Annotated in this window: 23 protein-coding genes and 2 tRNA genes; 18 read left to right on the top strand and 7 right to left on the bottom strand. The window is 52.4% G+C overall.

Translation table 11 applies throughout. From position 1 onward, the window contains the following. Position 1 precedes the first annotated feature (1 nt). Genes OMQ46_RS05505 through OMQ46_RS05525 form a run of 5 tightly spaced genes read right to left on the bottom strand, consistent with a single transcriptional unit; the run spans position 2 to position 3,857 of the window. Complete coding sequence (locus OMQ46_RS05505) at positions 2–565, bottom strand: L,D-transpeptidase family protein (RefSeq protein WP_266235156.1); 564 nt, start codon at positions 563–565, stop codon at positions 2–4. After that, positions 562–996, bottom strand: a complete 435-nt coding sequence (locus OMQ46_RS05510) for a CBS domain-containing protein (protein WP_266235154.1) — start codon at positions 994–996, stop codon at positions 562–564. Before OMQ46_RS05510 ends, OMQ46_RS05505 begins: the two co-directional genes overlap by 4 nt. Further along, positions 989–2,182, bottom strand: a complete 1,194-nt coding sequence (locus OMQ46_RS05515) for a cation:proton antiporter (RefSeq protein WP_266235152.1) — start codon at positions 2,180–2,182, stop codon at positions 989–991. The genes OMQ46_RS05510 and OMQ46_RS05515 overlap by 8 nt, the downstream gene beginning before the upstream one ends. Beyond that, positions 2,182–2,988 carry a spermidine synthase gene (locus OMQ46_RS05520; protein ID WP_266235151.1) on the bottom strand — a complete coding sequence of 269 codons (807 nt, stop codon included), beginning with the start codon at positions 2,986–2,988 and terminating at the stop codon, positions 2,182–2,184. The genes OMQ46_RS05515 and OMQ46_RS05520 overlap by 1 nt, the downstream gene beginning before the upstream one ends. After that, complete coding sequence (locus tag OMQ46_RS05525; RefSeq protein WP_266235149.1) at positions 2,988–3,857, bottom strand: DUF3530 family protein; 870 nt, start codon at positions 3,855–3,857, stop codon at positions 2,988–2,990. Before OMQ46_RS05525 ends, OMQ46_RS05520 begins: the two co-directional genes overlap by 1 nt. 141 nt (positions 3,858–3,998) lie before the next feature. Between OMQ46_RS05525 and rpe the strand changes: the two genes are divergently transcribed. From rpe to trpC, 6 genes are read left to right on the top strand one after another with little or no spacing between them, the layout of a single operon-like run. Next, entirely contained in the window at positions 3,999–4,691 is a 693-nt protein-coding gene (rpe, locus tag OMQ46_RS05530; protein ID WP_266235148.1) for a ribulose-phosphate 3-epimerase, read from the top strand. Between the two features lie 8 nt (positions 4,692–4,699). Beyond that, complete coding sequence (locus OMQ46_RS05535; RefSeq protein WP_266235146.1) at positions 4,700–5,368, top strand: phosphoglycolate phosphatase; 669 nt, start codon at positions 4,700–4,702, stop codon at positions 5,366–5,368. A gap of 9 nt (positions 5,369–5,377) precedes the next feature. After that, entirely contained in the window at positions 5,378–6,874 is a 1,497-nt protein-coding gene (gene trpE, locus OMQ46_RS05540; protein WP_266235144.1) for an anthranilate synthase component I, read from the top strand. Positions 6,875–6,890: 16 nt separating this feature from the next. Beyond that, positions 6,891–7,469, top strand: a complete 579-nt coding sequence (locus OMQ46_RS05545; RefSeq protein WP_266235143.1) for an aminodeoxychorismate/anthranilate synthase component II — start codon at positions 6,891–6,893, stop codon at positions 7,467–7,469. Positions 7,470–7,478: 9 nt separating this feature from the next. Then, positions 7,479–8,492: an anthranilate phosphoribosyltransferase gene (gene trpD / locus OMQ46_RS05550; RefSeq protein ID WP_266235141.1), complete on the top strand. Its 1,014-nt coding sequence runs from the start codon at positions 7,479–7,481 to the stop codon at positions 8,490–8,492. A 9-nt stretch (positions 8,493–8,501) separates the two neighbouring features. Next, a complete protein-coding gene (trpC, locus tag OMQ46_RS05555; protein WP_266235139.1) occupies positions 8,502–9,302 on the top strand; it encodes an indole-3-glycerol phosphate synthase TrpC in 801 nt (266 codons plus the stop codon). Between the two features lie 13 nt (positions 9,303–9,315). On the opposite strand, the gene crp is transcribed toward trpC, so the two are convergent. Then, positions 9,316–9,999, bottom strand: coding sequence for a cAMP-activated global transcriptional regulator CRP (gene crp / locus OMQ46_RS05560; RefSeq protein ID WP_266235137.1), 684 nt, complete (start codon positions 9,997–9,999; stop codon positions 9,316–9,318). Between the two features lie 118 nt (positions 10,000–10,117). Between crp and OMQ46_RS05565 the strand changes: the two genes are divergently transcribed. The 4 genes from OMQ46_RS05565 to OMQ46_RS05580 are packed head-to-tail and all read left to right on the top strand — an operon-like array spanning position 10,118 to position 12,860. Next, a complete protein-coding gene (locus OMQ46_RS05565; protein WP_266235136.1) occupies positions 10,118–10,537 on the top strand; it encodes an OsmC family protein in 420 nt (139 codons plus the stop codon). Next, a complete protein-coding gene (locus OMQ46_RS05570; RefSeq protein ID WP_266235134.1) occupies positions 10,509–12,167 on the top strand; it encodes a DUF885 domain-containing protein in 1,659 nt (552 codons plus the stop codon). Before OMQ46_RS05565 ends, OMQ46_RS05570 begins: the two co-directional genes overlap by 29 nt. Then, positions 12,167–12,559, top strand: a complete 393-nt coding sequence (locus OMQ46_RS05575) for a VOC family protein (RefSeq protein ID WP_266235132.1) — start codon at positions 12,167–12,169, stop codon at positions 12,557–12,559. Before OMQ46_RS05570 ends, OMQ46_RS05575 begins: the two co-directional genes overlap by 1 nt. A 19-nt stretch (positions 12,560–12,578) precedes the next feature. Further along, the gene (locus OMQ46_RS05580; protein ID WP_266235131.1) at positions 12,579–12,860 is read left to right on the top strand and encodes a YcgL domain-containing protein; all 282 of its coding nucleotides are present in this window, start codon (positions 12,579–12,581) and stop codon (positions 12,858–12,860) included. Between the two features lie 161 nt (positions 12,861–13,021). Here the strand turns inward: OMQ46_RS05580 and mutS are convergent, their stop codons facing one another. Beyond that, on the bottom strand, positions 13,022–15,586 hold the full coding sequence (gene mutS, locus OMQ46_RS05585; RefSeq protein ID WP_266235129.1) for a DNA mismatch repair protein MutS: 2,565 nt from the start codon (positions 15,584–15,586) through the stop codon (positions 13,022–13,024). 16 nt (positions 15,587–15,602) lie between these two features. On the opposite strand from mutS, the gene pncC reads away from it, so the two are divergent. The 8 genes from pncC (at position 15,603) to OMQ46_RS05625 (ending at position 22,220) form a co-directional block, all read left to right on the top strand. Beyond that, a complete protein-coding gene (gene pncC, locus OMQ46_RS05590) occupies positions 15,603–16,106 on the top strand; it encodes a nicotinamide-nucleotide amidase (RefSeq protein ID WP_266235127.1) in 504 nt (167 codons plus the stop codon). A 113-nt stretch (positions 16,107–16,219) separates the two neighbouring features. Further along, positions 16,220–17,260, top strand: a complete 1,041-nt coding sequence (recA, locus tag OMQ46_RS05595; RefSeq protein ID WP_266235126.1) for a recombinase RecA — start codon at positions 16,220–16,222, stop codon at positions 17,258–17,260. Then, positions 17,257–17,706, top strand: a complete 450-nt coding sequence (gene recX / locus OMQ46_RS05600; protein WP_266235124.1) for a recombination regulator RecX — start codon at positions 17,257–17,259, stop codon at positions 17,704–17,706. The genes recA and recX overlap by 4 nt, the downstream gene beginning before the upstream one ends. Continuing rightward, positions 17,696–20,299 (top strand): alanine--tRNA ligase, encoded by a 2,604-nt coding sequence (gene alaS, locus OMQ46_RS05605; protein WP_266235122.1) that lies wholly within the window; start codon positions 17,696–17,698, stop codon positions 20,297–20,299. The genes recX and alaS overlap by 11 nt, the downstream gene beginning before the upstream one ends. Before the next feature lie 2 nt (positions 20,300–20,301). Continuing rightward, positions 20,302–21,528, top strand: coding sequence for an aspartate kinase (locus OMQ46_RS05610; RefSeq protein WP_266235120.1), 1,227 nt, complete (start codon positions 20,302–20,304; stop codon positions 21,526–21,528). A 235-nt stretch (positions 21,529–21,763) separates the two neighbouring features. Continuing rightward, the gene (csrA, locus tag OMQ46_RS05615) at positions 21,764–21,949 is read left to right on the top strand and encodes a carbon storage regulator CsrA (protein ID WP_266235118.1); all 186 of its coding nucleotides are present in this window, start codon (positions 21,764–21,766) and stop codon (positions 21,947–21,949) included. A gap of 55 nt (positions 21,950–22,004) precedes the next feature. Next, a tRNA-Ser gene (locus OMQ46_RS05620) sits at positions 22,005–22,094 on the top strand. A 49-nt stretch (positions 22,095–22,143) separates the two neighbouring features. Next, a tRNA-Arg gene (locus OMQ46_RS05625) sits at positions 22,144–22,220 on the top strand. The last annotated feature ends 25 nt before the right edge of the window (positions 22,221–22,245 follow it).

Raw genomic sequence — 22,245 nt, forward strand, 5'->3', positions numbered from 1 at the left:
TTCAGTCGGTAATGGTGACGGTAGTGCCTTTGTCGATGTAGCGAGTGAGTTGTTCCACTTCGTTATTGCGAAGTGCGATACAGCCCTGGGTCCAGTTGGCCAGCTCGTGAATTTCCAGTTTATCTTTGGTTTCCACCCCAATACCATGGATGCCGATGGCACCACCCAAAGGGGTATTCTGCGGCGGAAGCTGACCGAAAATATGTGCATCGAGAATACCGCGGTATTCTTTTTTGCTGATACGCCCGGCTTTCAGGGCGTTGATGGCATCCCGAACGCTGGGATAATCCAGTTGAATGAATAAGTGAAAACGGTCGCTGTCACGAACCTGATAGATGTGATATTCACCCAGTGGGGTCTTACGATCGCCGGCCTGCAACTTGCCGCTCTTACCGCCACTGCCAAGCGCCACGTGAAAACTGCGCACTGGCTTACCATCTTTCTGCACAATCAAACGCTGTTCCGAACGCTTAACCAGCAGTTTGTAGTCCCCTGTCGCCGAGGCAGGTAGCTGCCAGACGAGCAACATCACTATCAACAAGCTTGAAACCGACAATTTTTTCATTGAAGACTTTCCCGCACTACTTCAGTCAGTTTGACGACCCCGGTTGGAGCCTCATCCGCTGCTAATACTACCAAATCAGTGACATCCGTCTGCAACTGTCTGTGCAAAATCTGATTAATTTTTTCATTTTCCCGGCAGTAGGCGAAGTGTGGGTCCATCAACTCACCGGCTGTGGCCGCTGCAACCTGAGCAAATAATTGCCGGTGGGAATGGACCGGTCGGTCATGGCAGAACAGATGATTGACCAGTTTATTGAAACTCAAATGGCCTTTTACCTTGCCATTTTCCAGCACGTAAGCATCGCGTGAATCATGCTCGATCAGCGTCTTCACAATATCTCTCAGGCCGGTATCCGCCGAGACCGTCACCAGGGCGTTAGGATGCGCCTGCAGCCACTCGGCCACAGTGAGTTCGATAATACGTTCACTCATAACCTGACTCCCCTTTGATTTCCCCGGCTTTTTGCAGCGCATAGCGTGTGGCAAACGGGCCCAGCAGTTCGTAGATGAGCGTACTGGCCAGAATCACATTCACGATCAGCAGCCCGCTTTCCTCAAACACGGGATGATTGAGTAAGGACAGTGCCAGACCTATCGCAATACCTGCCTGCGGCACCACGCCAAGTCCGATATACTTTCGCACCGGCTCAGGCGCATCAATAAAACGGGCTGCGAGGTTAGTCCCGCCCATCTTACCCAGCACTCTGGCCAGCACATAAATCAGGACCAGCCCGATACCACTCAAAAGAACATCCAGATCAAAATGCGCCCCGGCCAGGGTGAAAAACACCAGAAATACGAATTCTTCCAGATATTCAACCGGTGCCAGCAAACGCTCACCGCCGGATTTAAAGGTGGCACGGGCCACAAAGCCCAGTGTCATCGCAGTCAGCAACGGAGAACAATGCCACACCTCTGCTAGCCCCTGAGAAAGCACTACCGTACTCAGCACCATGGGTAAAAAGAAATGCGGATTGCGCACCCGATGTCCGAAACCGGCCAGAGCCCAGCCCAGTACCGCACCCAGTAATAATGCCCCACCGATCTCTATCAGCGCCATCGACATCACACCGGTGACGCTGCTGCCCGTAGTTGCCGCCAACAGCAGAGAGAAGAGGATGATACCGATCGCATCATCCAGGGCCACCACACCGAGCAGCGACGTCGTCAGTGGACCCCGACTGCGATATTCATGAATAACGGCAACGGTGGCGGCGGGCGCCGTGCTGGCCGCCAGTACCGCCAGTGCTGCCGCAATCAGGATGACTTCAGCTTGGCCTGACAGAAACAGACAGACAGACAGGAAAACGACGACTGCAGCACCCAAGACCTCACCGACAGTGCAAAACACAATGGTACTACCCAGCCTTTTCAATTGTCTGGCCGTGACCGATCCGCCTATCAGGTAGGCAATCAGTGCCAACGCCGTATCGGTGAGTAGCGCAGAGCCCGCGCCCAATTGCAGCTCAAACACACCGCCGAGTGAATCCTGCGACCAGATCAAGCCGGCTAGCGCATAAAGCGCAATTCGGGGCAGGTTAAAACGCGCAGCGACCAGACTGAGCAGCAGACCGGTGACCAGCAGTAATCCAAGATAGAGAAACAGCGACTCCGGCATCAGGCAAATAAGCGACTGATAAAGTTACGATTCTGTCGAATCAGATTCTGTAAGGCCTTGGGCAGGTTAATCCGGTAACGCATTTCCCACTCATCGACCTTAGCGCGCAGCAGCTTGAGGTCGCGGTGATTGACCTCAAACTGTGTAGCAAGCGCAATCACGTTGCCTTTATTCTCCACCGGCAACAGCATCGAGCGGCCCGCAAAGCTCTGGTTAATACGCTGCATGGTGGTATTGAATAAATCTCTCTCGCTGCCCCAGAGGTTGATACTCATGACACCATCGGCAGTCAAAATGCCGCTGCAGGCATCAAAAAAAGGCTGTACGCCGACACTGGCTGCCATGCCGTTGTGATCGTAGGCATCAACCAAAAGCAAGTCGTAGCTCAAATCTGTTTCGTAGAACAATTGACTGACATGCAGATAGCCATCGCCCTGCACAATGTTAAGTCGCGGGTCGGTCAGCGGTACATTAAAATAATGTGCGGCCACCTCAATGACATCACGGCGGTACTCGACGACATCGATCTGACACTGGGGGAAATGTTGCAGCAGAAATTTGACCAGCGAGCCACCACCGAGACCAATCACCAGCACCCGCCGTGGGATGGGATTGAGCAGCAGGCAGCCCATCATCGACTGTGTGTAACTCAACGCCAGATGGGCCGGATCACTCAGCCGCATACTGCTCTGTCTGGGATAAGTACCGAAATGCAACGAGCGGCTGTCACCGTTATCTACTACCTCGATCACGCCATCGTCAGTCTGAGCCTGGTGAATCAGCGTACCATCGCCGTATATGCGCATCAGTTCGGTTCCTCGCTGACGAACTGTTTGTGCAGCCAGCCACGCACATAACTCAATACCCTGGACTCAAAACCATAGAAGCGAAAGCCGGCACCGTTAATGCGTCGCTGGTCATACGCTGTGGTCTGCTGTTGCTTCATAAAAACCAGACGGTCTCTGGCCAGATTATTCATTGAACCGGGCACAGTAGGCGCAATATCAAGTATGGGTGTAATTGCTGGCATAGCCTCAAGCTCAAGCATGGGACGAATCCAGATTAAACCACGTTGTTCTCCCATCTGTTCGGCCAGCGCATCGGTTAGACGCGCGGCCTCACCTAGAGCCAGAACAACGGTTGTACCCGTTTGCTGTGAATCAAGATAAGCCAGTGCGGCGTTGAGACGGGTCGCATTATCCGGCAGTTCAGGTTTTTTTTCTGTGTCCGGGTCTTGGTCAGCTGTTGCATTATCAGCGGGCAAGCCGGCGCTTGCTTGACTGGCATCGACTGTCGGCTGAGCCATGGATGCAGCATTACTGGAGAGAAAAATGCCAGGTTCTCTGGGGTAAGTCAGCGCCACCGTCATGGTTGTCCAGCCCGAGTTAGGCAACCCCTCACGCAGGGTATTGATCAAGCCCGGACTATCGATGCCGGCATTGCTGTCATGCAGAATCAGTACTTTCCCGTAAGACTTGCCCAGTCGATCATTAATCAGTGTCGCGTCGATACGGGTATCCCCTACCGGCAGCGCCAGGTAACCGTTGACCTCACCAGCCTGGCTGATGACAGAGCTGTCTACCTGCGCGGGTTTGGTGTCATCTTCGGCGGTTGCGAGACCCTGACTCAACACAAATATCGCCGCCAGAAGACCGCTTTTTAAAACCTTTTGCAAACCACGCTCCACCCTCTCGTTAATGCCATCCCCAGTATAATGACTGCGGAATCTTTTCAAAAGCTGAAAAATCAGACCTGATACGGTAAAGTATCGGGTTTATACAGCATTTCTAAACCTAAAGTTTTAAGAGAGAACAACATGGCTGAATTCAAAATTGCTCCGTCTATTCTGTCTGCGGATTTTGCCCGCCTGGGTGAAGAAGTCGATAACGTACTGGCATCAGGTGCCGACATCGTTCACTTCGACGTCATGGACAATCACTATGTGCCCAATCTGACCATTGGTCCGCTGGTCTGTGACGCGCTGCGTAAGCACGGTGTAACGCATGAAATCGACGTCCATCTGATGGTCAAACCGGTTGACCGAATCATCCCTGACTTTGCCAAAGCCGGCGCGACTTTCATCACCTTCCACCCCGAAGCCTCCGAGCATATTGACCGCAGTCTGCAACTGGTTAAAGCAGAAGGCTGCAAAACCGGTCTGGTATTCAACCCGGCTACGCCACTGTCTCTGGCCGAACACGTGCTGGACAAAGTCGACCGTATTCTGCTGATGTCAGTCAACCCCGGTTTTGGTGGTCAGAAGTTCATTCCACATACACTGGATAAGCTGCGTCAGGCACGCAAAATGATCGACGAAAGTGGTTATGACATCGATCTGGAAATTGATGGCGGCGTCAACGTCAAAAACATCCGTGAAATCGCTGAAGCCGGTGCCCGCACATTCGTGGCCGGTTCCGCCGTATTCGGTGCTGCCAAAGACAGTGATCCCAACAAATATGAGAGCATCATTGCTGAAATGCGTGAGGAACTGGCCAAAGCCAACGTTTAAGACGTTTCATGGCCATACCCCCTCCCGAGGTCGTACTGATTGATCTGGACGGCACGCTGGTCGACAGCGTGCCGGATCTGGCCTGGTGTACTGCGCGCATGCTGGAAGCGCTGGATTGCCCGACCTGTAGCGAAGACGATGTCAGGTTGTGGGTGGGGAACGGCGTTGAGAAACTGATTAAACGGGCTCTCACCGGTGACATGAATGCTGAGCCTGATCCGGCTCTGTACGATAAGGCTCTGCCCTTGTTCATGACACTTTACAAGGATAACAGTTGTCGGCTCAGTCATCTCTATCCCGATGTCGAAACTGGTTTGAGATGGTTGCAGTCGCGACAGATTAAACTGGGTTGCGTGACCAACAAACCCGAAGCATTCACCCTGCCGCTTCTGGATTTTCTTGGGATTCGGCAGTTTTTTGAGGTGGTGATCAGCGGCGATAGCCTGCCGCAGAAAAAGCCCCATCCGGCACCACTGCTGTACGGCGCCGAGTTTTTCAGGGTCAGCCCCGATAAAGCCCTGATGATTGGTGACTCGGTCAGTGATGTCGAAGCGGCCCGCGCTGCCGGATTCCGGATAGTTTGTATGAGTTACGGCTACAATCACGGTGCCGATATCCGTAGCGCCAATCCGGATGTCGTCATTGACAGTTTTGCAGAGTTGGAAAACTTATTTTAGAAAGAAGCGATGAAACAGTCAGAATTCGAACAACTCGCCGCTGAAGGCTACAACCGCATCCCGCTTGCCCGGGAAGTACTGGCTGATCTCGATACGCCGCTCAGTACTTATCTTAAGCTGGCAGATGCGCCCTACTCTTACCTGTTTGAATCAGTTCAGGGAGGGGAGAAGTGGGGACGTTATTCGATCATCGGCCTGCCCTGTGAAACAGTGGTTCGCGTTCATGGTTTCGATATCAGCGTTGAACATCAGGGCGATATCATCGAAACCGACAAAAGTGACGATCCGCTGGGCTGGGTAGAACAGTTCCAGCAACGTTACAAGGTCCCTGAAACTGGCCAGCTTCCCAAGTTTAACGGCGGTCTGGTCGGCTACTTCGGCTATGACACCGTGCGCTACGTTGAGCCCCGACTAGGCGATGCGCGGGCACCTGACCCACTGGGTTGTCCCGATATCATGTTGATGGTGTCGGATGAACTGGTCGTGTTTGATAATCTCAGTGGTCGACTGTACCTGATAGTTCATGCCGATCCCGCTCAGGACAATGCCTACAATCGAGCGCAGGCAAGGCTGGATAAACTCATTGAAACACTGCGCAACACCACGCCCAGGTTCCAGCGTCACGGTGAACGTCGACGGGTCAATGAAGAAGACTTTGTCTCCGGCTTTACCCATGACGGCTTTATTGACGCGGTTAAAAAAGCAAAGCAATACATCAACGACGGCGATATCATGCAGGTGGTATTGTCACAGCGACTCTCGATTCCGTTTGCGGCAGAGCCGGTCGATATGTACCGGGCACTGCGCACGCTCAACCCCTCCCCCTACATGTATTACCTGAACCTCAAAGACTTCCACGTGGTCGGTTCCTCACCGGAAATTCTGGTCAGGATGGAAGATCAGGAGGTCACCGTCAGACCGATTGCCGGTACCCGCCGTCGCGGTAAGACCGAAGAGGAAGATACTGCGCTGGAACAGGAACTGCTCGCCGATCCCAAAGAACTCGCTGAGCATCTGATGCTGATTGATCTGGGTCGCAACGATATCGGCCGCGTCAGTCAGACCGGCACGGTTGAGCTCACCGATAAAATGGTGATCGAGCGTTACTCACATGTGATGCATATTGTGTCCAATGTGACCGGCAAGGTGCTGGACAACATGTCTGCCATTGACGCCCTCCGCGCCACCTTCCCGGCCGGCACCGTAAGTGGTGCCCCCAAGGTAAGGGCCATGGAAATCATTGACGAGTTTGAACCCGTCAAACGCGGCGTCTATGCCGGCGCCGTCGGTTACCTGTCCTGGTCCGGTAATATGGACACGGCGATTGCCATCCGCACTGCCGTGATAAAAGATAATACGCTGCATATCCAGGCCGGGGCCGGTATCGTTTATGATTCGATTCCTGAACTGGAATGGAAAGAGACCATGAATAAGGCAAGAGCGATTTTCCGCGCTGTTGCCATGGCGGAAGCTGGCCTGGAAGCCGATCCGCACGCTGAAGGCTGAGCCGGGACCCTAATTTATGCTGTTAATGATTGATAATTACGACTCTTTCACCTACAACCTGGTGCAGTACTTTGCTGAACTGGGTCAGGAAGTCGTGGTGCACCGTAACGACAAAATCACCATTGAAGAGATTGAAGCCCTGAACCCGGATAAAATCGTGCTCTCCCCCGGTCCGTGCACACCGAATGAAGCCGGTATCTCCATGGCGGTGATTAAACATTTTGCCGGTAAAAAGCCACTTTTGGGCGTATGTCTGGGCCATCAGGCGATTGGACAGGTTTTCGGCGGCGATGTGGTTCACGCCCGTGAGATCATGCATGGCAAAACCTCTAAGGTGTACCACAACAATACCAGTGTTTTCCGTGGTCTGAATAACCCACTGGAAGCCACCCGCTACCACTCTCTGGTGGTTAAGAAAGAGACTTTGCCGAACTGCTTTACCATCACCGCCTGGACTGAAACTGAAAACGGCGAGATGGACGAGATCATGGGTATCGAGCACAAGACCTTGCCCATTGAGGGTGTCCAGTTCCATCCCGAGTCTATCCTGACCGAACAGGGTCATGAACTGCTGAAGAACTTTCTTGATCGATAGGACCTGAGCATGGATATTCAAGCTGCACTTAAACTCGTCACCCAGCGTCAGGATCTCAGTGCCGATCAGATGCGTGATGTCATGAATCAGATCATGACCGGTCATGCCACCCCGGCACAGATCGGCGGATTCCTGATTGGACTGAGCATGAAAGGTGAAACCGTGACCGAAATTGCCGCGGCTGCTGAAGTCATGCGTTCGCTGGCAACGCCGGTTGATATTCAGGGCGAACATGTGGTCGACACCTGCGGCACTGGCGGTGACGGTGCCAGTACCTTTAATGTCTCGACCGCCAGTGCCTTTGTTGTTGCAGCAGCCGGCGCTCAGGTCGCCAAACATGGTAACCGCTCTATCAGCAGTAGTTCCGGCAGTGCCGATGTGCTGGAAGCAGCGGGCGTGAACCTGGAACTGACGCCGGAACAGGTCAAACACTGTATCGAAACCGTCGGTGTCGGCTTTATGTTTGCTCAGAAACATCATGGTGCCATGAAGCATGCGATTGGCCCGCGCCGTGAAATGGGTGTTCGCACCGTATTCAATCTGCTGGGTCCGCTCACCAACCCCGCCCGCGCCCCGCACCAGGTCCTGGGGGTGTATGACAAGAAATGGGTGGTGCCAATGGCTGAAGTGCTGCAAAAACTGGGCAGCAAACATGTGTTAGTGGTTCACGCTGAAGACGGACTGGATGAGATCAGCATCGGTGCCGAAACGCACGTCGCCGAACTCAAACACGGCGAAATCTCCAGCTACACCATCAAACCTGAAGACTTTGGCCTCAACCGCAGTGATGTCAAAGGCCTGTCAGTCAAGAATGCCACTGACAGCCTCGACATCATCAAAGCCATCTTTAACGGAGAAACCGGTCCGGCCCGCGATATTGTCGTTCTCAATGCCGGCGCCGCGATTTATGTGGCCGATATTGCAGCGACCCTGGAACAGGGAATCAAGCAAGCAGCCGAAGTCATCGACTCGGGTGCCGCCTCACAGAAACTGAATGCGCTGATTGTCAGCAGCCGGAGCTAGAAGATCATTATGAGTGAAAACACCCCGGATATCCTGGTCAAGATCCTTGAACGCAAACAGGAAGAAATTGCTGAACGCAGCAAAAAAATACCGCTGGCCATCATGCAGCAACTGGCTGAGCATGCGGATAAACCGCGGGGCTTTGTTGAGGCTCTGTCGCGCAAGATCGCTGACGGTGAGCCTGGCATCATCGCTGAAATCAAGAAAGCCTCGCCCAGTAAAGGCCTGTTACGAGAAGATTTCAGACCGGCTGAAATTGCAGAGAGCTATGCCAAACATGGTGCCACTTGCCTGTCAGTGCTGACTGATCGTGACTTTTTCCAGGGCCATGAGGAGTTTCTTCAGCAGGCGCGTAAAGCCTGCAGCCTGCCGGTTATTCGTAAAGATTTTATTATCGATCCCTATCAGGTTTTCGAAGCCCGGGCGATCAATGCAGATTGTATTTTACTGATTGTATCGGCACTCAACGATAATCAACTGGAAAATCTGAGCCAACTGGCACTACAACTGGGCATGGACGTACTGGTAGAAGTGCATGATCTGGATGAACTGGAACGGGCACTGGTATTGAACCTGCCCCTGATTGGTATCAACAACCGCAATCTGCGAACATTTGAAACCTCGCTGGACACCACACTGTCACTGCTGCCTCGGATTCCTGATGGTCACATTGTGATCACTGAGAGCGGAATACACACACCGGAAGACGTTACATTGATGCGCGACAATAATGTCAATGGATTCCTGGTCGGGGAAGCCTTTATGCGCGCTGACGATCCGGGCCAGCAGTTAAAGCAGCTGTTTTATTGAGACATGGAGAGCGTCAGAGCTTCTTGATAACAGGCGTAGAGACGCGGTGGACCTCGTCGTAGACAATCACGGTCTTACCGTGAGCCCAGACTTTACCGCCTTCCTGCAGCTCTTTTAAGACGCGGCCGACCATTTCACGGGAGCAGCCCACCATGCGGCTGATTTCCTGACGGGTGACCTTGATTTGAGTGCCATGAGGATGACGCATCGCATCAGGCTGAGCAGATAATTCTGCCAGTGCGGCCTCTACCCGGCCGGCGACATCCAGAAACGCCAGGTCAGTGGCTTTGCGGGTGGTCGACAACAGGCGTTTAGCCATCTGCTCACCCAGCGTATAAAGCAAGGTGGGGTAACAGTTTTTCAACTGGCTGTCGGCCAGGGTACGGATTTGCTGATAGGAAATCTCTTCGGTTCTGACATCGGTCTTGGCACGGATGGTGACCATTCTGTCGCCGACTTCAGAAAAGAAGCCAATTTCACCGATGAAGTCGCCCTGATTGAGATAGGCCACGATGAGTTCCTCACCCTCTTCATTTTCCATGCAGACGGTGACAGAACCTTCACGGATGTAATAGAGCGTATCTGCTGGGTCACCGGGCCGAATAATGATGTTTTTTGCAGGATAAAATTTGCTGTGACAACTGTGAAAGAAGTCGGCAAGACCTTCTTCCAAGGCTTTATGTTTGTGATATTCCATCCATTATTCCAATTTGAAACCCGGCGGGCAGTATACAGTTGCAAACGGTGATAATTCGTTTTCGATTTCACAAATATGGCAAAATTAAAGTTATTTATCAACTTTGGGAAACATTTTAATGAAAGCACGAGTGAAATGGGTAGAAGATGTGATGTTTCTGGGCGAATCCGGTACCGGTCACACGGTAGTCATGGACGGTCCCGAAGAAGCGGGTGGTCACGGCACCGGTATGCGCCCCATGGAACTGCTGTTACTCGGGATGGGCGGCTGCACGGCTTTTGATGTGGTGGAAATTCTGAAAAAATCGCGTCAGGATATCCGTGACTGCGTAGTGGAAGTGGATGGTGAGCGCAGTGAGGAAGTCCCCAAGGTCTATACCAACATTCATGTTCATTACAAAATCACAGGCAAAGAGGTCAAACCCAATTTTGTGGAGCGTGCCATCAACATGTCTATTGAAAAATACTGTTCAGCTACGCTGATGCTGGCCAAGACCGCCACCATCACCCATGACTACGAGATTATTGATGTCGACTGATAACAGTCACACATTCGACCGAATACAGGAAAGTTATCTTGCCAGTTGGTGCCGGTTTAATCCGGAAACCGCACTGGATGCCGGCATCGAGGATTATGCCGGTGAGCTGACACCCTGTGACGATGCCAGTCAGGGCATTCAACTGGTCCTGAATGAAAAATGTCTGGCTGCGCTGGACGAGATCAATATCACAGCGTTGGACGCCGATCGCTTGCTCAACTATCAGGTTCTGCATGGCTGGGCGCTGCTGGAACACCACAGCATGATGGAGCACGACTGGCGTTATCGAGATCCAACCGCTTTTCTGCCGATTGATGCCCTGCATCAACTAACTATCCGACCTTTGGAAAGTTTCAGTCTGGCACTGCTGTCCCGGCTGCAAAAAGTGCCGGGACGTGTCAGAGAAGCCAAAACTTACCTGAATCTCAAGCCGGCCATCATTCCACCGGTATGGCTGGAAATGGCCATTCAGGAATGTGAAGCTGGCGTGCAGTTCTGTCATGAACTCTCTGATCACCCGCGGGTACAGAAAGCTCTGCTGCAGCATCAGGCTATCGACACCGCGCTCCATGAAGCCGGTAAAGCGATGGAAGACCTGCACCATTCGCTAACCCGCCTGCAAAACCATGCACAGGGTGATTTTGCCTGTGGTCGAGAGCACTTTGAGCGCCTGCTGCATTACCGCCATTTTCTGCCTATCAGTGCCCAGAAGCTCAGCGCATTTGGTGAAAAACTGTTTGCACAAACTTCGGCTGAACTCAAAAAAGCGGAACAGGACAGCGGGCTGACCCTGGCCCGTATCCGGGCCCATCACCCAAGCGCCTCCCAACTGCTGGACAGCTACCAGCAGGAGATGCAGGCCGCGAGGGATTTCCTCAAGGCGAACGCCCTGGTCACCTTACCTGGACGGCAGCATCTGAATGTTGTCGACACCCCTGGCTTTTTGAGACATCAAATACCTTTTGCAGCTTATCTGGATCCCAGCATCGCCGACCTCAGTCAAAGCGCATTTTATTATGTGACCCCGGTCAGTCGTGATGCCGAGCTGAAGGAACATAATTTCGCCGCCATCGCCCAGACCAGCGTGCATGAGGCCTGGCCCGGTCATCACCTGCAGTTTGTCACCGCGAATCAATCTGACCAGGGTTCCGCACTGCTACGACGACTGTTTCCCTGTGCCACACTTTACGAAGGCTGGGCCCTGTACTGTGAGCAAATGATGCTGGAGCAGGGTTTTGATCGCTATCCGGGTCAGAACATCGTGATGCTCAGAGACAGGCTCTGGCGGGCGCTGCGTATCATCATTGATGTCAACATTCATACCGGTGAATGGACGCTTGAGCAGGCTGCAGCGGAAATGGTTGATAAACTCGGCTTCACTCAGGCGCAGGCCATGGCTGAGTGCAACTGGTATAGTCAGGCCCCCACTGTGCCGATGAGCTATGCCGTGGGCTGGGCACTCATTAATGCACTGCGTTATATCGTTCAGCCGGCGGATGGTGAGGAACTGAGAGCATTTCATGACAAGTTACTGCAGTGCGGTTCCGTTGCGCTACCGCTGGTGATAGAGCATCAATTCGGTTCAGCAATCTGGCAGCAATGCTGCCAACACGTATTTGGAGAGGATTAATGGAACGACCCGGGAAAACCGGTGGCATGCGGCATGTCGCCCTGTTTGTTACCGATCTGGCAGCCTGTGAGCAATTTTATGTTGATTGTCTGGGAATGACAGTCGAATGGCGTCCGGATGAGGATAATGTCTACCTGACTTCAGGTAATGACAATCTCGCTCTGCATCGGGCTGAAGTCACTCCTGCCTCACCGGAACAGCAAAAACTGGATCATATCGGTTTTATTATTCCTACCATGGATGAAGTCGACAGCTGGTTCGATTTTTTGCAGTCAAAAAACGTTAAGATGCGCAATGCACCACGCACGCATCGTGATGGTGCCCGCAGTTTTTATTGCTATGACCCGGCTGGCACGGTAGTGCAGATTATCTATCATCCCCCCATTTCATGAGTTTCACACGATAGCCCCGATGAAGACCTACATTTATAAAAGCAGCAAGAAAGAAGAACTCTATCTCTACATCGTTAAAAAAGATGATTTTTCCGATATTCCACAGTCACTCTACGACTCCATGGGCAAAGAGCCGATATTCGTCATGGAACTGGAATTAAGTCCGGAGCGGCCACTGGCGCGGGAGAATGTCGCCGCGGTCATCAATAATCTGGAAACACAGGGCTTTCATGTACAGATGCCACCCCGTCCGGAAAAACTGGGCGAATTTATGAATGCCAAAAAGCAGCATTTGCATTAAAACCCTCAGTTATCCGCAGATTTCGCTGATTAACGCAGCTTTACAGCGATGAAAACCCTGCTTCGTGCTCAGGTGTCAGCGCTCTCAAGCATCTTGTTTATGCAAACGCCTCAACAATAATCTGTGTCCATCGGTGTAATCTGCGGATATAAAAGCATTCGTCAGGAATCTGCTTTCGACAGTTTCCAGAGTTCGTAGAGTAATTCCAACGCCTGTTTCGGACTCAGGTCATCTGGATCAATCCTTTGAAGGCGTTTTTCCAGTTCAGATGGCTCGCTGGTGCTGCTGAATAAATCCGGCTGCGGCAGCTTTCTGCTCTCCTCGCCCTGGTACCGGTACTGCTCCAACTGCTGCAACTTGACCCTGGCAGCTGATATGACATCACCCGGTACCCCAGCCAGCTGTGCTACCTGCAAACCATAACTCTGATTGGCTGCGCCGTCTTTAAGCTGATGCAAAAAGACGATTTTGTCGCCATGTTCAATCGCATCAAGATGGACATTACGCGCCTTATCAAACAAGTCAGGGAGCTGAGTCATTTCAAAATAGTGGGTGGCAAACAGTGTATAAGCGCTGATATCACGAATCAGTTTCTCTGCACAGGACCAGGCCAGTGCCAGCCCGTCGAAAGTACTGGTGCCGCGACCGATTTCATCCATCAGAACCAGACTGTGTTTTGTCGCGTTGTTGAGGATATTGGCGGCTTCGTTCATTTCCACCATAAAAGTTGAGCGCCCGGAAGCCAGATCATCTGAGGCACCGATACGGGTGAATACCTGATCAACCGGACCAATCACTGCCCTGCTCGCCGGGACAAAGCTTCCCATATGAGCCATCAGAACGATTAGCGCTGTCTGACGCATATAAGTCGATTTACCGCCCATATTGGGGCCGGTAATAATCAGCACCGGCTGTTTGGAGGACAATTTCAGATCATTGGCGCAGAAAGGCGCAGACTGACTGGTTTCAACGACTGGATGACGACCGGCTTCAATTTCAATACCGGTCTCATCCGTGAATGTCGGGGCCACATAGTCCAGTGTTTCTGCCCGCTCAGCGAGATTGGCAAGGACATCGAGTTCGGCCAGCGCGGACGCTGATTGGGCCAATGCGGGTAATTCCGGAGCCAGCTTGTCGAACAGTTCATCATAGAGTGACTTTTCCAGTGCCAGGGCTTTTTCATTGGCACTCAATACCTGTTCTTCAAAACTTTTCAGCTCGGGCGTGATGTAACGCTCAGCATTTTTCAGTGTCTGTCGGCGTACATATTCCGTGGGAACCTCAATATCATGGGCACGGCTGAGTTCGATGTAATAACCGTGTACCTTGTTATAGCCGACTTTCAGACTGCTGACACCGGTGCGTTCACGCTCCTGCTTTTCGACATTATCAAGAAAGCCGCTGGCATTCTGATGCAGATCGCGCAGCCGATCCAGTTCAGCGTGGTAACCGGGACGGATAACACCGCCGTCACGAATCAGTACCGGTGGCTCATCCAGTAACGCCCGCTGCAGAAGTTGTTTCAGTTCGCTGAAGTGACCCAGCGTACGGTCAAGATGACGGAGGTGAAGGCTACTCATCGGTTTTAGCAAAACATGCATTTCCGGCAGCATCTCCAGCATGCGACGCAGATGCATCAGATCACGGGGTCTGGCACTGCGCAGCGCAATACGTGACAGAATCCGCTCGATGTCGCCCAACTGCCGCATCAGTCCATGGCAGTCATCACCATTTTGCTGATCGATAAACTGCTGAAAGCCCTCCTGACGTAGTTTTAACACCCGCGTGTCACGAATTGGCCGCATCAGCCAGCGTCTGAGCAATCGGGCTCCCATCGGCGTCGCAGTTCTATCCAGAACGGAAATCAGGGTGTGTTCACGACCGCCCGACAGGTTTTGTTCCAGTTCCAGGTTGCGTCTGGACTGCGGATCCAGCCGGATACTGTCTCGGGCATATTCCACCGTGATCTGCCGCAGATGCGGTAAGGCCGTACGATGCGTTTGCTGAGCGTAATTAAGCAGGCAACCTGCCGCGCTGACCGCTAAGTCCATGTCATCGCAGCCAAATCCCTGCAGATCCGAGACCTTGAAGTGTTCACAGAGTCGCCTGCGGGCCGCCTTCTGCTCAAAGTGCCATTCCGGTAAAGGCCGGAGGCATTTTTCAAACTGCGGATAAGCTGCGATATCCGTGTCACAGATCAGTAACTCTGCCGGTTGCAGCCGGGCCAGTTCTGCGCGCAGGTCGGTCGCTGTTTCAATTTCGCTGACGATAAAACGGCCACTACTGATTTCTGCAGAAGCGAGACCGAAACGGCCCTTGTGCTGGCTCACCGCAACCAGCAGGTTTTCATGACGACTGTCGAGCAAGGCTTCTTCTGTGAGCGTGCCCGGTGTCAGCACCCGGACTACTTTCCTTTCGACCGGTCCTTTACTCTTTGCCGGATCACCGACCTGCTCACAAATCGCTACCGATTCCCCCAGCTTGATCAGTCTTGATAAATAGCTGTCGGCGGCATGATAAGGGACTCCCGCCATGGGAATCGGCGCACCGTTGCTGTTGCCACGGGCCGTCAGCGTAATATCGAGCAGTTCTGCAGCTTTGTGCGCATCATCAAAGAACAACTCGTAGAAATCGCCCATGCGATAAAACAACAGATATTCAGGATGTTCCGCCTTGATACGCAGATACTGCTGCATCATCGGTGTATGATTTTGAGATTGAGTCATCGGCATAGTTTATATCATGAATAAAATTTCTGACGCTTCGCTCTATCAACTGGTTGAACAAGTCGCTGAGCTGCTGATTATGCAAGGCAGGATGCTGGTTACCGCCGAGTCCTGCACTGGTGGCTGGGTCGCAAAAAGCTGCACCGATCTGGCTGGCAGCTCAGCCTGGTTCGATCGTGGTTTCGTCACCTACAGTAACGCCGCCAAGCAACAGCAACTGGGCGTCATTGCTGACACACTGGAAAAAAATGGGGCTGTGAGTCTGCCGGTTGTGGAGGAAATGGCTTTTGGTGCGCTGAAATATTCCCGGGCTGATTACAGCATCGCCATTACCGGTATCGCTGGCCCGGGCGGGGGCTCAGATAAAAAGCCGGTGGGGACGGTCTGGATTGGTTGGGGTCTGCACGGTGGCGGCGTCCATAGTGTTTGTTTTCAATTTGACGGTGACCGCGACAGTATCCGTCGTCAGGCTGTGTTCGAAGCCCTCTCGGGTCTGTTAAAAATCGCTGCGGAAGACTAAATACAGCGGTCATTTTCTCCGCACCGTTAAAAGCCCGTTTCACCTCTAGAGCCTGAGTGATATCTATGGGATAATCCATTGGTTTTAATTAATCAATTCAGGGGTGGCGCAAGATGGATGACAACAGAAAGAAAGCACTGGGCGCAGCGCTGGGACAGATTGAAAAGCAATTCGGCAAAGGTGCGGTCATGCGTCTGGGTGACGCCGGTGCCGCTCGCGACGTGGCTTCGGTCTCAACCGGCTCTATCGGCCTGGACATCGCGCTTGGGATCGGCGGCCTGCCCCGTGGTCGTATCATTGAAATTTACGGTCCGGAATCATCCGGTAAAACCACATTAACGCTGCATGCGATCGCAGAAATGCAGAAAACAGGCGGCACGGCTGCCTTCGTTGATGCCGAGCACGCCCTGGACCCGGATTACGCTGAAAAACTGGGCGTCAATATCGACGACCTGCTGGTCTCCCAGCCAGACACCGGTGAACAGGCACTGGAAATCACCGACATGCTGGTACGTTCCGGTGCGGTGGATATCGTGGTCGTCGACTCGGTCGCTGCTTTGACCCCGAAAGCGGAAATCGAGGGTGAAATGGGTGACAGCCACATGGGTCTGCAGGCCCGTCTGATGTCTCAGGCACTGCGTAAACTCACCGCCAATATTAAACGTTCCAACACGTTGGTTATCTTCATCAACCAAATCCGGATGAAGATTGGTGTCATGTTCGGTAACCCGGAAACCACCACCGGTGGTAATGCCCTGAAATTCTACTCTTCTGTTCGACTGGATATCCGTCGTATCGGTGCTATCAAAAAAGGCGATGAAATCCTGGGTAATGAAACCCGCGTTAAAGTCGTTAAGAATAAAGTGGCGCCGCCTTTCAAACAGGTCGAGTTCGACATTCTCTATGGCGAAGGCATTTCACGCGAAGGTGAACTGATCGACATGGGTGTACAGGCCAATATCGTCGAGAAATCCGGTGCCTGGTACAGCTATGACGGTAACCGTATCGGTCAGGGTAAGGACAATGTTCGAAACTTCCTCAAGGAAAATCCGACTACGGCGGCTGAAATCGAAGCCAAGGTACGTGAAATCCTGCTGCCTAAAAAAGTGAAGGCGGCTGAGAACGATGCGGTTGAGGACGATCTGGAAGCGTGAGCAAATCCGCCAGTGAACAGGCAGTGAGCTATCTGGCCCGCCGCGAACATAGTGCACTGGAACTGAACCGCAAGCTGGCAAAAGCTGGTTTTGAAGAGATCGAGATTGAACAAAGTCTGGCCGAACTGCAACAAGCCGGGCTACAGAGTGATGAGCGTTTTGCTGAGAGCTTTGTCAATTCCCGCATCAATCGGGGCTATGGCAGCATCCGGATTCGGATGGAGTTGAAAGAACGTGGAGTGGCTGCCGACATTATCACGGACACGCTGCAACAGGCAGATACAGACTGGTTTGCGCTGGCCTCTGAGGTCAGACGCAAACGTTTTGGCGAGCAAAACCCGGAAGATTTTAAGAGCCGTGCCAAACAGCAACGGTTTTTACAGTACCGCGGGTTTACTCATGACGAAATAACGGAAAGTTTTAACGTAACTGACGATGAAAAGTAGCGCTGATATACGCAAATTGTTCCTCGACTTCTTTGCCGGCAAGGGACACGAAGTGGTTTCCAGTAGTCCGCTGGTGCCTGCCAACGATCCGACCCTGTTGTTTACCAACGCTGGCATGGTCCAATTCAAGGAGACCTTCCTGGGCCAGGAAACCCGCGCCTACACACGTGCAGTGACGACCCAGCGTTGTGTGCGAGCCGGTGGTAAGCATAATGACCTGGAAAACGTCGGTTACACCGCCCGTCACCATACCTTTTTTGAAATGCTGGGTAACTTCAGCTTCGGTGATTATTTCAAGCGTGAAGCGATCCAATATGCCTGGGAGTTTCTGACAGACACGCTGGGACTGCCACCAGAAAAACTCTGGGTCACGGTGTTTGAGGAAGATGATGAGGCCGCCGATATCTGGCTCAAAGAAATCGGTATTTCTGCAGAGCGTTTCTCCCGCATCGGTGCCAAGGATAACTTCTGGTCGATGGGCGATACCGGTCCCTGCGGTCCCTGCTCCGAGATTTTTTATGATCACGGCCCTGAGGTTGCCGGTGGTCCACCGGGAACACCGGAAGAAGACGGCGACCGCTATATCGAGATCTGGAATCTCGTATTCATGCAGTACAATCGCAGCGCTGATGGCACCCTCACGCCACTGCCTAAACCCTCAGTGGATACCGGCATGGGGCTGGAGCGACTGGCTGCTGTGCTGCAAAACGTGCACAACAACTACGACATCGATCTGTTCCAGCACCTGATTAAAGCCATTCAGGCCCTGTCAGGCACTGAAGATAGCAGCAACTTCTCGCTGCGGGTGATTGCTGACCATATCCGGTCCTGCTCATTCATGATTGCTGACGGCGTGCACCCATCAAATGAAGGTCGTGGTTATGTACTGCGCCGTATCATCCGCCGTGCGATTCGTCACGGTCATAAACTGGGCCTTAAAGACACCTTCTTCCACAAACTGGTGCAACCATTAGTTGATGAAATGGGCGAGGCATTCCCGGAACTGGCTCAAGCCCAGTCCCTGGTTGAAAAGGCCCTGTTGCAGGAAGAGAATCGTTTCGCCGACACGCTGGATAACGGTCTGCGCATTCTGGATCAGGCGATTGAAGACATGGGGGACAAGGAGATTCCGGGGGAAACTGTGTTCCTGTTGTATGACACCTATGGCTTCCCTATCGATTTGACCGCTGATATCGCCCGCGAGCGTGGTCTGACTATCGATATCGCCGGCTTCGAGCGGGCGATGGAAGAACAACGTTCACGTGCCCGCAGTGCCAGCCAGTTCGGTGGCGGCATGACCGAACAACTCAATATTGACAGCGAAACTGAGTTCTGTGGTTATGAGCATACTCAGGAAGACGGCACTATCACCGATATCATTCTCAATGGTGAGCACGTAGACAGCCTGAATGAAGGTCAGGAAGGCATTCTGGTGCTCGACAATACGCCTTTCTATGCCGAATCCGGTGGCCAGGTTGGCGATCACGGTGAAATCACTACTGATTCCGCCAGCTTCACCGTCACCGATACCCGCAAACAGGGCAAAGCCTTCACCCATATCGGCCGCTGTGAAAACGGCCGCTTCCAGGTTGGGCAGAAAGTCACCGCACAGATCGATGAAAACAATCGTCTGGCGACCGCGCTGAACCACTCGGCCACACACCTTCTGCATGCCGCTTTACGTAAAGTGCTGGGTGACCATGTCACACAGAAAGGGTCATTGGTTGATCCCCATCGTCTGCGCTTTGATTTCTCCCACTTTGAGCCATTGACCGATGCGCAGTTGCATGAAATCGAGCGGATGGTTAATCAGCAGATTCGAATGAACCACCCGGTCGAAACACGCTTGATGGCACTGGAAGAAGCTAAGAATAGCGGTGCCATGGCGCTGTTCGGCGAAAAGTATGATGAAAAAGTCCGCGTGCTCAGCATGAGTGATTTTTCTATCGAACTGTGTGGTGGCACCCACGTTAGAAATACAGGCGATATCGGCCTGTTCAAAATCACCGCTGAAGCCGGCATCGCTTCTGGTGTCCGCCGTATTGAAGCAGTCACAGGCGATACCGCGCTGGATTTCGTCGATAACACGCTGAATACACTCAACCAGGTTTCCGAACTGCTGAAAGCCAAACCTGACAATGTGCAGGACAAAGCCTCCGCCTTAGTTCAGCGCAACCGTGAGCTGGAAAAGGAACTGGAAAGTCTGAAAGGGAAACTGGCCAGCAGCGCCGGTGACGATCTGGCCAATGATGCTAAAGATATTAATGGCATCAAGGTACTCGCCTCAACGCTTGAGGGTGCTGACGGTAAAGCCCTGCGAGACGCTGTTGATCAGCTCAAAAACAAGCTGGGCAGTGCGGCGATCGTGCTGACGTCGGTCAAGGATGAAAAAATCACAATTATTGCTGGCGTCACCAAGGATATTACCGATAAAATCCGCGCCGGTGATCTGGTCGGACATGTAGCCGGTCAGGTCGGAGGTAAAGGTGGCGGCCGCCCGGATATGGCACAGGGCGGCGGTAATGAGCCTCAGAACCTGGCAGCGGCTTTGGCCTCTGTCTCGGACTGGGTCGGATCTAAGCTGGAAAATTAAGCATGTCACTTATCGTACAGAAATACGGCGGCACGTCCGTAGGCTCGGTCGAGCGAATCAAAGAAGTTGCCAAAAAAGTTATTGATTACCGTAACCAGGGTCACGATATGGTGGTTGTCGTCTCTGCGATGAGCGGCGAGACCAACCGGCTGATTGACTTAGCCAAACAATTGAATGATGAGCCACGTGGTCGCGAACTCGATGTGCTGCTGTCAACCGGTGAACAGGTCACCATCGCCCTGCTTAGCATGACTTTGCAGCAAATGGGCATGCCAGCGGTATCCTACACCGGCAGTCAGGTGCGTATTCTTACCGACAACGCCCATAACAAGGCACGGATCACCGAGATCGATGATCACAAAATCCGTGATGATCTCAAACAAGGTAGCGTCGTTGTTGTAGCGGGTTTTCAGGGCTGTGATGAAAACGGCAATATCACCACACTGGGCCGCGGTGGTAGCGATACCACAGCAGTGGCACTGGCTGCAGCATTGAAAGCTGACGAATGTCAGATCTATACCGACGTTGATGGCGTTTACACCACAGATCCGCGGGTCGTGCCTGAAGCTCGTCGCCTCGATCACATCACCTTCGAAGAAATGCTGGAAATGGCCAGCTTAGGTGCCAAGGTATTGCAGATTCGCTCAGTCGAATTTGCCAGTAAATATAATGTTCCGCTTCGTGTGCTCTCTTCTTTCACAGAAGGTGGCGGCACACTGATCGCTGCAGAGGACCCATCAATGGAACAAGCTCTTATTTCAGGTATCGCGTTTAACCGCGATGAAGCCAAAATTACCGTACTGGGTGTCCCCGATCATCCCGGCGTCGCCTCACAGATTCTGGGCCCGGTGGCGGCACAGAATATTGAAGTCGACATGATCATTCAGAACACGGGACACGATTCCACCACCGACTTTACTTTTACCGTCCATCGTAATGATTACAAATCAGCGCTGAAGATTCTGGAGCAGACAGCTGAAAAACTTGGCGCGCGCGAGGTCAATGGTGATGATCATATCGCCAAAATTTCGGTCGTCGGTGTAGGTATGCGTTCTCATGCCGGTATTGCCAGCACGATGTTCACTGCGCTTGCTAATGAGAACATCAATATTGAAATGATTTCGACCTCTGAAATTAAAATTTCCGTGGTAGTCAATGAAAAATACCTGGAACTGGGTGTTCGCGCACTGCACAAGGCATTCAACCTGGAACAGAACCCAGCTGCCTGATTTTTGTCATAAAACTGAGACAATTATCTCGCGAACAACTTAACTTCCTGATAAAATGAACTGGACTGTGAAGTAGTTACGACTATTTTACAGTCCACAATAAAAGAGACGTATAAGATCTCTAAACAAGGAAATATTCATTAAACAGGACAAGGCACGAGGCCTTACAGCATGGAAGAATTCACATTTTCTCCTGGTGACCTCGGCCTGCTTTTGAGAGTAAAGGGGAAAAATCATGTTAATACTCACACGTCGTGTCGGCGAATCACTCATCATTGGTGATGATGTCGTTGTAAATGTGCTTGGTGTTAAAGGTAACCAGGTCAGAATCGGTGTGGACGCACCTAAAGACGTATCTGTGCATCGTGAAGAAATCTATGATCGTATCCAGCAGGAAAAAGATCACCCGAATGCCGGTTAATTTCACGATATCACTAGCCAAATAAAATACATCTGTTATACTGTGCCGCTTTGATGGAGAGCTGGCCGAGTGGCTGAAGGCGCGCCCCTGCTAAGGGCGTATAGGTTAACCCCTATCGAGGGTTCGAATCCCTCGCTCTCCGCCAGAATTATTATTGCGGACATCACTGGATGTTAGTATAATAAACGGCTTTAGCGCCCGTAGCTCAGCTGGATAGAGTACCTGGCTACGAACCAGGCGGTCGGAGGTTCGAATCCTCCCGGGCGCGCCAAAAAAGTAAATACAATAAAGCAGTT

The organism is Methylophaga sp. OBS1, assembly GCF_026319365.1.